General features: G+C 62.7%; 8 protein-coding genes. All 8 read right to left on the reverse strand.

Features of this window, described 5'->3' with window-relative positions; all coding sequences use genetic code 11:
- A partial coding sequence (locus tag WBB85_RS07585; protein ID WP_432638017.1) for a glycosyltransferase occupies nt 1–635 on the reverse strand: 635 nt, incomplete at its 3' end.
- A gap of 56 nt (nt 636–691) precedes the next feature.
- The gene (locus WBB85_RS07590) at nt 692–1,846 is read right to left on the reverse strand and encodes a phosphotransferase (RefSeq protein WP_432638018.1); all 1,155 of its coding nucleotides are present in this window, start codon (nt 1,844–1,846) and stop codon (nt 692–694) included.
- Complete coding sequence (locus tag WBB85_RS07595) at nt 1,833–3,035, reverse strand: phosphotransferase family protein (protein WP_432638019.1); 1,203 nt, start codon at nt 3,033–3,035, stop codon at nt 1,833–1,835. Before WBB85_RS07595 ends, WBB85_RS07590 begins: the two co-directional genes overlap by 14 nt.
- Nucleotides 3,032–4,801 (reverse strand): ABC transporter ATP-binding protein, encoded by a 1,770-nt coding sequence (locus WBB85_RS07600; RefSeq protein ID WP_432638020.1) that lies wholly within the window; start codon nt 4,799–4,801, stop codon nt 3,032–3,034. Before WBB85_RS07600 ends, WBB85_RS07595 begins: the two co-directional genes overlap by 4 nt.
- Complete coding sequence (locus WBB85_RS07605; RefSeq protein ID WP_432638021.1) at nt 4,798–5,973, reverse strand: glycosyltransferase; 1,176 nt, start codon at nt 5,971–5,973, stop codon at nt 4,798–4,800. The genes WBB85_RS07600 and WBB85_RS07605 overlap by 4 nt, the downstream gene beginning before the upstream one ends.
- On the reverse strand, nt 5,970–7,172 hold the full coding sequence (locus tag WBB85_RS07610) for a glycosyltransferase (protein ID WP_432638022.1): 1,203 nt from the start codon (nt 7,170–7,172) through the stop codon (nt 5,970–5,972). Before WBB85_RS07610 ends, WBB85_RS07605 begins: the two co-directional genes overlap by 4 nt.
- On the reverse strand, nt 7,165–8,733 hold the full coding sequence (locus WBB85_RS07615; RefSeq protein ID WP_432638023.1) for a response regulator: 1,569 nt from the start codon (nt 8,731–8,733) through the stop codon (nt 7,165–7,167). The genes WBB85_RS07610 and WBB85_RS07615 overlap by 8 nt, the downstream gene beginning before the upstream one ends.
- 122 nt (nt 8,734–8,855) lie before the next feature.
- Nucleotides 8,856–9,752 (reverse strand): UTP--glucose-1-phosphate uridylyltransferase, encoded by an 897-nt coding sequence (locus tag WBB85_RS07620; RefSeq protein WP_432638024.1) that lies wholly within the window; start codon nt 9,750–9,752, stop codon nt 8,856–8,858.
- Nucleotides 9,753–9,887 lie beyond the last annotated feature (135 nt).

The raw sequence follows: 9,887 nt of genomic DNA on the forward strand, positions 1-9,887 counted from the left end.
GCGGCAAGTTCAGCATCCTCGAAATCGCCCAGAGCCACGAATTGCGCCTGCGGCAGGGTTCCCGACATCCGGATCGCCGCATCCACGAAGGTGTCGGTGCCCTTTTGGCGACATACGCGCCCGACCAGACCGACGACTTGATGTTCGGATTGCAAACCAAGGGACGCCCGGCCCCGGGTCCGGTCCCCGCCCGTGACCCGCGCCCTGTCGACACCGTTTTCCGCCAGCTCGCAAACAAGGCCGACGCGAATAGCAACATGGGTCGCAACAGAACTGGACACCGCAAATCCGGCATCCGTGATCGTCGCAAGACGTCGTTCGACGCAAAGGGTATCCGCGTCCCACTTACCGTCGTAGTCATTGTGGTAATGGGCGACGATCCGAAGGCCCGAAGGTCGCAGGACTGCGCCCGCCATGCGGCCAAACAGGTTGGGCCGATAAGAATGGGTATGCAAGACGTCGATCCTGTGTTGATCGAGAAAGCCAACCAATTCCATCATCGCGCTGGCCTTGCTCGCCGAGGTCGCGGCCCGACAAGGAATACTGGGGTCGCCCAAATGTCCCTGTCCGGGTTTCAGATAGAACACGTGCGCTGCTACCCGCCCCGGGTCTGTATGGCGGATCAGCGCGTCCACGACTCTGGGGACTCCGCCGCGGCCCGGTGAATTGAGCACATGAGCAACCCGAAGCATCAGAGCAACCGCCCTATGATGGCGCGGATGGAGGCTGCCGTATTGGGCCCCGGGCGCTGCGCATAGAATTTCGCAAGCCGGGCGGCGACAACGCCAAGGCACCAATCAAAGGCCGGCCCCGCCTGCAACCGGACATATGCGCTGGCCTCTTTGGCCAGGTATCCAGGCAAATGCCCTTCCAGTTCGGCCTGCCAAAGCCACCCGTAAAGCTGCGCCAGATCGTAGTCGGCAAACCCCATCGAAACGCTCTCCGTGTCAATCAGGGTCGCGCGGATTTTTCCGAGGAACACATGTTCCAGTTTCATATCCCCATGGATGGGACAGAGCGGCGCTTCAGGTATCACAGCTTCGAGTCGCTCGACAATCTTGGCGATGTCGGCATGGCAGGATGGGGTCGTCACCGCCACGAAACCGATGCTTTCCTGGGCGCGGGCGAGTAGCTTGTCCCGGGTCATTTTGCGGGCTGGCCATAGCGGAGCGGCCCAGAAATGCCGCATCCCTGCGATGGCTTGCTGCAACGGTACTAGGCTGCCGGAATGAGACAAGGCGACATCGAGCGGCGCACCGGGTGCGCTGCCATATGCGACAGCCCCGAGGTCTGCGTCGAGCCCGAGCACAGGGGCAACCGACAGATCGGACCCCTCCAGCGCATCCTGCATCGCCCTGTTTGCATCCCGCAGGCGGACCGGATCATCGTCGCCGACCAACTTCACAAAGGAGGGAGGTTGTCCGTCCAATGCGCAGCGGAAGGTGCAGGAAAGGCCCGGCCTGTAGCGCAGCAGGACCGGGGCCGCGCCCGCCGGGCAGCCAGTCATCCCTGGCAGGATCGCTTCATACCGTTCCAGAAAGATGCGGATCTGGGGCATCCGGTGATCCTGGGGAAATGCTTCGAACAGGGCATGGGTTTCCGGGTCGAAATGCGACAGCTTCTTGTTTCGGCGGGCAAGGCGCAGGCCCTTGTCGCCGCTGAAGAACCACAGCGTCCCTTCGTTCCTTTCCGCTTTGGTACGCGTTGCCACATGCAGGATCGCCCGCTTGCCAGGTCGGTAGCGCAGGCGCAACAGAGCGACCTCATCCGCGCCGGTGATTGCGCGCAAGCGTTCTTGGCTAAGGTCCGCAAGGCCGGGTATCCGCGCATCTTCAATTGCCAGCATTGGCATCAGCCTCCTCAATCAGGCGGTCCAAATCTGCTTGGGCGGTCATGGTGAAGGCATAGATCATCGCCAGCCGGTACAATGCTGCGCCGCGCCAGAGGCTGATGCCGGGCGTATCAAATTCCGCCCGAAGCTGCGCTTCGTCCTGACCCGCAAGGAACAGATGCGCCAAAAGGTTGCCGACATCGAGCGCCGGGTCCGACAGGCAAAGCGTGTCGAAATCCAGAAAGCCCGCCACGCCTTTCGAAACCAGGATCTGCTTTTCGTGCAGGTCGCGGTGGCACGGTCGCGGAGGATTGGCTGCCTGTTCCAGTTTGGCCATCAGATGCGTCAGGCCGGGCGTGATACGGCGGGCAAGCTCTGGCCGAAGGTCCTGACACCGCCCCAGCCACTGAAACAGAATACGCGCCTCATCGGCACCCGAATGCGCAGGTAGACCCGCCGGATCGAGCGCCTGAAGCGCCGCGATAGCCCTTGCGACGACCCCGGTATCCGAGCCTTCGAAGCAAGGGGGTTCACCCGGAAGCACATCAAAAAACGAAGCGCCAATCTCAGGGAGAACGCCCAAAGGTTCAGGAATGCGCAAATCGGTTTGTCCTGAAAGGCTGTGCCAGAGGGCGCGGTGCCGGTTGAAGCGGGCGTCACCGTCCCCACTCTTGATCGTGCGCAGCCGCACAAAGAGGTCAAGCTTGGCGCCGCGGATCCGTAGCACGGCCCTTTTGCCCAGCCGGTGCGCGACCAGTTCGGTGACAAGCGGGCCGAAGTCATGGCCAAGGATCGTCTCTACAGCGCGGCATGCAAAAACCCGATCGTGCAGCAATCGCAAGCCGGGCAGGCGTTCGTCCAGCCCGGGGCGGCGCAAAACCAGACCTGCGGTGCCAGCAACGACAACGGCCGAGGAGTCGAAACCGGCTTTCTGACCATTTCGCCTTTTGGTCAGGCTGGCTCTGACACGGTCGGCGTGTATCTTTGCATCGACCGGGCAGCATTCTGCGAAAACCATTTCGCTGGAGCCATCGGCGAACTTGGCGCGAAGCACGTGCTGAACCGGCTTGCTGTCGGGGAAATGTGTGCGTTCGATCGTGACCGAAAACGGCTTCTTGCCCAAAACCGCGGCAATTGCCGGCCCGAGCTCAGACGCATCTCCGAAGCGGTCGGTCCGCGTCAGAAGGTCCGCAGCGGTCGTCATGCCGACAGGCTCTGCTTTGACTTGACGACATGTGAAAGCCCCCCCTGATCGACCCGAATGACGTGATCGGCCAGTGACAATGTCAGTTCATCATGTGCAACAAGAAGCGTGGTCCGCCCGGCGGCGGCCCGGCGGAGGCCGCCCAGCAGACCTTTGGCGGTCGCCGGATCGAGGCCGGTCAACGGCTCGTCGAGGATCAGAATGGGTGCATCGCGCAGGATCGCGCGGGCAATGGCGATACGCTGGCGCTGGCCGCCGGACAGGGTCTCGCCGCGCTCGCCCAGAACCGTTTCATAGCCATCGGGCAGGTTGCGAATGAATGCGTCGGCTTCGGCGGCCTCGGCGGCGGCGACGATTTCCTCGCCCGTTGCATCGAGGCGCCCGTAAGCGATATTGTCGCGCACGCTGGTACCGAACAGCACGCTGTCCTGTAGCACAATGGCGATATTGCCGCGCAGGCTGTCGAGGGTGACGTTGCGGATATCCTGCCCGTCGATGCGCACCGCCCCCTCGGTCGGATCGTAGAATCGCATCAGCAGCCGCGCGAGTGTGGATTTGCCCGCACCGCTGGGGCCGACTAGTGCGGTAACTTCGCCGGGATGAAGTTCAAGTTCCACCCTGTCGAGGACCGCATCCTTTGTGCCGGCATAGGAAAAACTCACTTCGTCGAACAGGATCCACCCATGGATCGGGTTTTGAATTGGTTTTGCATCCGGATGCTCGGCGATGTCCGGTTCGAGATCGAATATTTCGAGCAGGCGCTCGCCGCTAGCGGTGGCCTTGGCGACCCGTGCGGTCATCGAGGCCATCTTGCGGATTGGCTTGTAGAGCGACGACAGATAGGCGGTGAAGACCAGAAGATCGCCCGGGCTGATTGCGCCCGCCCGCACCTGGGTGACGCCAAACCAGATGACCACGGCCGTTCCCAATGCCAGTAGGACCTGCGTCACCCGATCCATGTTTGCAGCCAGCCGCGTGGTGACGACACCTGCCTCGGCCGAGGAATTGTTCTGTTTGGCAAAGCGCGCTTCTTCGTAGGATTCGCGGGCGAAACCCTTGACCACGTTGAAGGCGGAAATGCCTTCAGTCATCACAACGGCGATTTTGCCTTCCTTGCGGCGCTGCTTGCGCGCCGCGCCCTTGATGCGTTTGCCGAAATAGCGCGTGATAAACCAGAGTGCGGGCAGGATCGTCAGCGCCACCAGCGTCAGCCGCCAATCCATCCAGAGCATGACGCCGATGGTCAGGACGATCACGAGGATGCGCGCGGCAAAGAACACCACCGCGTCGATCAGCAGATCGCGCATCATCCGCACGTCGCCGGTCAGTCGCGTGATGATGTCGCCAGAGGAAGTGGTGTCGTGGAAGGAATGGGACAGTCGGTGGATATGGCGATAGAGGTCAAGCCTGATCGCCGCCACGACCTTTTGACCCACGGCGGCGATCAGGTAGGCCTGGGCGAAACCCATCGCGCCGCTCAAGAGCGCAATCCCGAGGATCGTGGCGGCCATGGCACCCAGAAGCACGTTACCATTGCCGAAGACGGACAGCAGCCAGCCGGTTACGGCATCGGGATTTTCCTGTGGGACAAGGAGGCCGTCGAAAACCACCTTGATCGGCCAGGGCCGCATGATTTCTGCCAGTGCCACGCCAATCATGGCCAGAAACCCGAGTATCAGCTTGCGCCGATGGGCTTTCAAATGTGGCCCCATGCGTTGGAACAGGCCGCGCAGCGCGCCGACTTCGATTTGTCGGTTGCGGCTCATGCGGCGGCCCTCTTGCCCTGGGCAATCTCGACTACTCTGGCCGCGTTGCGCGTCCAGTCGTGGCACGCGCCTTCGTTGGCGGCCTCGGCGGACATGGCAGCGCGTCGCGCCGGATCGGCGCAAAGATCGCGCAAGGCCGCCGCCAGCGCGCCGACATCGCCCGGAGACAAGAGCTGCGCCGCCGCCGAACCCGACAAGAGTTCCGACGTCTGCCCGATGTCACTGGCCAAAACAGGCCGCCCCATCGCAAGGTATTCATATAGCTTCAGAGGCGAGAAGTAGTGATCCTCGGCCGCCGGATAGGGCGCTGTGGCCACGTCCATGCGGGCAATGAGGCCCGGCAGTGCCCCGTGATCCACCCAACCTGCCATCGTGACGGCATCGGCAAGCCCGGCACCAACGACGAACCCGTCGATCCAGCCGCGTTTCGGCCCGTCGCCGCAGATCAGAAGATGGGCGCGGGGTTCTTCGGCGCGGAAGGCGCGGAAGGCCTGCAACAGTGTGTCGACCCCGTGCCACATTTTCAGGGATCCGGTAAACCCGACCACGAAAGCATTTTCGGGAATGTCGGCCGTTTGCATGGGGGGCACGCCAGGATGGAATTGTGCAGTATCGACCGCATTGCCGATCACATGGACCCGTGCCGGAGCAGCGCCCGCACCGGTCAGGTAGTCCCCCATCTGACGCGAGACCGCAGCAAGTGCGTCGGACCCGGCCAGCACCTTTGCCTCTATGGCCCGGGCCTCGTCCTCGCACACAAGCGACCGGAAGGCCGACTGCTCCTTCACTAGCGGCGCGTTGACCTCGGTGATGACGGGCACTCCTAGACTGCGCGCGGCGCGGCAACCAGCCGCCGACCAAAGTGAATAACGCTCATAGATCATGTCGAATGGCCATTCGCGATACAGGGAAATCAGCCGCGCCGCCATCGCGTCGGCTTGCGCCATCGCGGCGCGTTCTTTTTCCGCACGGTCGGTTCCTGTGATGCTGGCTCTTACCTCCTCGACATTCAGGGCCGTGTCGCCCCCATCGCCGCGCCGCGCCGCAATCACCCGGACTTCGTGGCCCAGCTTGCCGAAGGCGCGGATCATTTCCTGGATGTGGATCGAAGCGCCTTTTTCTCCAAAGACCGGGATCCCGCGATCGGCTGTGACATAAGCAATGCGCATCATGCGGCCTCCTGTCCCGCGCGGAGCGGATCGCGCAAATACGCGCGCAGCATTCCCGCATTCGTGGACAGATCGAACAGGCGTTCGGCGCGCCGCCGACCGGCCTGTCCCATCAGGGCCGCCCCTTCGGGGATGGCAAGAACGGCCTCCAGCGCATCCGCAAGCGATGTGGCATCGCCGGGGGCACAAAGCCTCCCGGTCACGCCATCCTCGACGATCTCCGGCCCGCCTGACGTTGTGGTCGTAACGACGGGCAAGCCCCGCGCCATCGCTTCCAGCAGGACCGTCGGAAGCCCGTCACGGTCGCCGCTATCGGTGACCACGCAGGGTAGAACTGCGGCCTGCGCCGTTCTCATCGTGTCGATCAGCGCTTCTTGTGGGAGCGGGCCGCCTATGGCGACGCAGCCTTCCAGCCCAAGTGCGGTGCGTTGTGCGCGCAGCGCCGCTTCCAGCGGACCGGAGCCGACCAGTGACAGTGAAAACGTAACCTGCCGGGCCTTGAGCAATGCGCAGGCTGCCAGCAGCACATCAAAGCCCTTCTTTTCAACCATTCGACCGACCGCAATCAAGTGTCCCCGCGCTTGCGTTGCGGGATCTACGGGCGTGAAAGCACCAAGGTCGATCCCGTTATACAGCCGGATGATCCTGGCTTCGGGGCACAGCATTGCCAGATGCTGGGCGTTGTAATCAGACACTGTGGCCACAAAGGCCGCCTCGCGCAGCTTGGCGCGGCGCATCTCGGCATCGGCTTCGGGCGTGACATAGGTGTGAAAGATGTCCTTGGCGTGCGCGGTGAAGGAATAGGAGCCGCCCACCGCCCGCGCCGCAAGGCACGCAACCGTCGTGGCGTCAGAGCCGAAGTGAGCATGGAAATGCGTGATCCCCCGCGCTCGCGCGTCCTGCGCCACCGCCTCGGCCTTGCGTTGCAACGCACCGACTTCTTGCGCGGACTTGCCCGAGAAAAGCGCCGCATCCCCGGGCGTGATCACACCGTCCGACCCATTTCCCAGCGCCTTGAGGGTCATCACTTCGGCCCGCAATTGTGACAGGCGGGCATGGCGCGGCTCTTCCGGCGGGGCAAGCAATGAATAGACGCGGGTCGTGGCACCAGCGGCCTCATGGGCCAGGAGTTCGTTCAGGATGAAGGTTTCGCTGAACCGCGGAAACCGCTTGAGGATATAGGCGATGGGGGCGTCATGCATGGGTCCGCTCCAGTTCTATGCGCTTGGAGATGGTGCAAAGCGACGCAAGCACGCGGGCCGCGTTGCGCACACCGTTGGTGTTCAGAGGGTTGCTGCCGCCTGGCTTTGGCACCTTGCCCAGAAGTCGCGCGATGCTCGTGGCGCTCAGATCTTCACGGCGCAAGTAATAGGCCAGGCCCGCGCGCTCCAAAGCCTCGGCACGCAGCCTCTGCTCGGCCGATGGGCCAAGGCGCGGAACCGTCACGATCGGGCAACCGACGGCCAAAGCCTCGTTGATCGAATTATAGCCCGTCATCGTGATCAACAGGTCCGATTGCGCCATCCAGGACGGCAAATCAGTCACATGCTCCAGAACCTCGACACCATGCAACGCCCCGAGGCGCATCGCCTCGGTCTGCAATTCGCGGTCCATCAGCGGGCCGGTAATCACTGTCATTTTCGGCCTTTTGTATCGGGGCAGTTCTGTCATGGCCGCGATCGCGGCGGCAATCATCGGAAAGGCGTCGCGCCCCCCCCCGCCGGACACAAGAACGCGTTCGGGCCGTTTCGGACAAGCCTGGCGTGGATGCGGGCGCGCGGTGGTCACGATCCCGCAATCACTCACGCAACCGGGCTTCAGGGCGGCGAGGCCGTAGGCGGCGATGCTGGGAAAAAAGGCTTCGTCGCCATAGACAAGGATGTGATCATAGGTCTCTGCGATCAGGCTGTCGGTCCCTTGTTCTGACCAGAGCGCCCGCGTGCGGGTCGGCTCATCGAGGATGTCCCGCAGGCCCAGGACCGTCCGGGCATTGGGCGCATCGTTCAGAATCTTGAGGACCGGCAGCAATTCTTCCATTGCACCCGCGGGTTCGTGATCGACAAGAAGCAGGTCCGGCCGGATCGAAGCAATGACGCCCTCGATGATCCGCATCCGCATGTCAAGGGTTGTCCGGGCATCGATCCTAAGCGATCCTGGCTGATAGACGCCCCGCCCAAGCTTGGACAGAGACGGCAGCTTGACGTAGTCGATGCCAGGATGGGGTTCAAAGATCATGCCCGCCGGGCAGCCGACCAGCATCAGCACCGAAATGCCCGGCACCTGCGCCACCAGTTCTTTCGCGATGGCCGAGTTGCGGCGCATGTGCCCCAGACCGATGGAGTCGTGAGAATACATGACGACCGACGGACCCCGGTTGAACGCCGCGTGGTGGTTTGTGGATGTGCCCTCGGGGCGCAACAGCCCCGTTACCAGTTCTACAAGCCGCGACAGTGCGAATGGTTTGGACAGGAAAGCCGCGACCGAAAGCCCCTCGGCCCGGGACCGGTTCAGGCCGCTGTCTTGCCCGGTCATCACGATCACGGGGGTTTGCCCGAGCATCGGCAATGCCGCGCCCAGAAGTTCCAGCCCGTCACCGTCGCCAAGGGAAATATCGGCGATCACAAGGTCATAATCTCCGGCAGCCAGAGCCTCACGCGCCGCCGCAGCACTGCCCGCACGTTGGACCTTGGCCCCTACCCGGTGCAAAGCGCGGGAAATGTTACGCGCCAGGATGTCTTCATCTTCGATCAGCAGGATTCGCATTGTGTCAGCCTCACCTCATTGGATCAGAGCGTGGCCTGCACCGGGAAGGATGCCTAGGCTGGCCAAGGTGGAAAATGGGGCAGATCGCACTGGTAAAGTGGGGCAAATCCCCCAAAGCGCGCTCATTCTGCCGCGACCCGGACATGCATCGCGCCATCAAGGCATTGCCGGAAATCGTCCCTCAGATCCGGGCGCGCGAGGGCGTAGGCAACCGTCGCCCGCAGGAAACCGGCCTTGGATCCGCAATCGAAACGTTGGCCTGCGAAACGAAACCCATGAACGCCGCTCTTGCCGATTTCGGCGGCGATCGCGTCGGTCAACTGTATCTCTCCGCCCGCACCGACTTGTTTGCGGGCGAGGTGGTTGAGCACCGCAGCATCAAGGATATAGCGACCGACAACCGCGAGATTGGACGGCGCAGTCTTGGGGGACGGTTTTTCGACCATGCCCGAGACAGTGCAAAGTGGACCATTCCGATGCGTGGTTTCGAGAATGCCATAGGAGCCGACCTCCTCCGGCGCGACTTCCATCGCGGCGACAAGATTTCCCCCACATGTCTGATAGGCATCGACCATCTGTTTCAGACAGGGGACCGCGCCGGCGATCACGTCGTCGGGCAGGATAACCGCAAAGGGTTCGTCGCCGATCAGGTGCCGGGCGCACCATACAGCGTGCCCCAGCCCGCGTGGTTCACCCTGGCGTGCATAGGCGGTGGAACCGGACGGCATTCGGGTGTTTTCCAGTTCGGCCAAAAGGGATGTCTTGTTGTCGCGCCGAAGGGTTTCGGCGAGATGGGGCGCGTGGTCGAGATAGTCTTCCAATGCCGTCTTGCCGCGCGCGGTGACGAATATGAACTCGTCGATCCCTGCGGCCCGCGCTTCGTCGATCGCGTATTGGATGAGCGGGCGATCCACCAGTGGCAGCAACTCCTTGGGTATCGACTTGGTCGCAGGAAGGAATCGAGTGCCCATCCCTGCCACGGGGAATACGGCCTTTTTGATCCGGGTTTGTCTGGACATGTCTTAACCTCGTCATTCCTGTGCGAGGTCATTATGGCAAGGCAATGTCCGGACGCAGAGCGGCGCAAGCTGTGGTTTTGGGGCAAAGCGCATAAACTTTTGGGGGATATCCCCCAAAAGCGACGCCCTAATCCT

The sequence above is a fragment of the Albidovulum sp. genome, assembly GCF_049646345.1.
Taxonomy (GTDB): Bacteria; Pseudomonadota; Alphaproteobacteria; order Rhodobacterales; family Rhodobacteraceae; genus Albidovulum.

What these genes read in the sequence shown, in the direction of transcription:
- WBB85_RS07620 (WP_432638024.1), bottom strand. Translation starts at nt 9,752, where the DNA reads ATGTCCAGACAAACCCGGATCAAAAAGGCCGTATTCCCCGTGGCAGGG.
- WBB85_RS07605 (WP_432638021.1), bottom strand. Translation starts at nt 5,973, where the DNA reads ATGATGCGCATTGCTTATGTCACAGCCGATCGCGGGATCCCGGTCTTT.
- WBB85_RS07595 (WP_432638019.1), bottom strand. Translation starts at nt 3,035, where the DNA reads ATGACGACCGCTGCGGACCTTCTGACGCGGACCGACCGCTTCGGAGAT.
- WBB85_RS07610 (WP_432638022.1), bottom strand. Translation starts at nt 7,172, where the DNA reads ATGCATGACGCCCCCATCGCCTATATCCTCAAGCGGTTTCCGCGGTTC.
- WBB85_RS07600 (WP_432638020.1), bottom strand. Translation starts at nt 4,801, where the DNA reads ATGAGCCGCAACCGACAAATCGAAGTCGGCGCGCTGCGCGGCCTGTTC.
- WBB85_RS07615 (WP_432638023.1), bottom strand. Translation starts at nt 8,733, where the DNA reads ATGCGAATCCTGCTGATCGAAGATGAAGACATCCTGGCGCGTAACATT.
- WBB85_RS07590 (WP_432638018.1), bottom strand. Translation starts at nt 1,846, where the DNA reads ATGCTGGCAATTGAAGATGCGCGGATACCCGGCCTTGCGGACCTTAGC.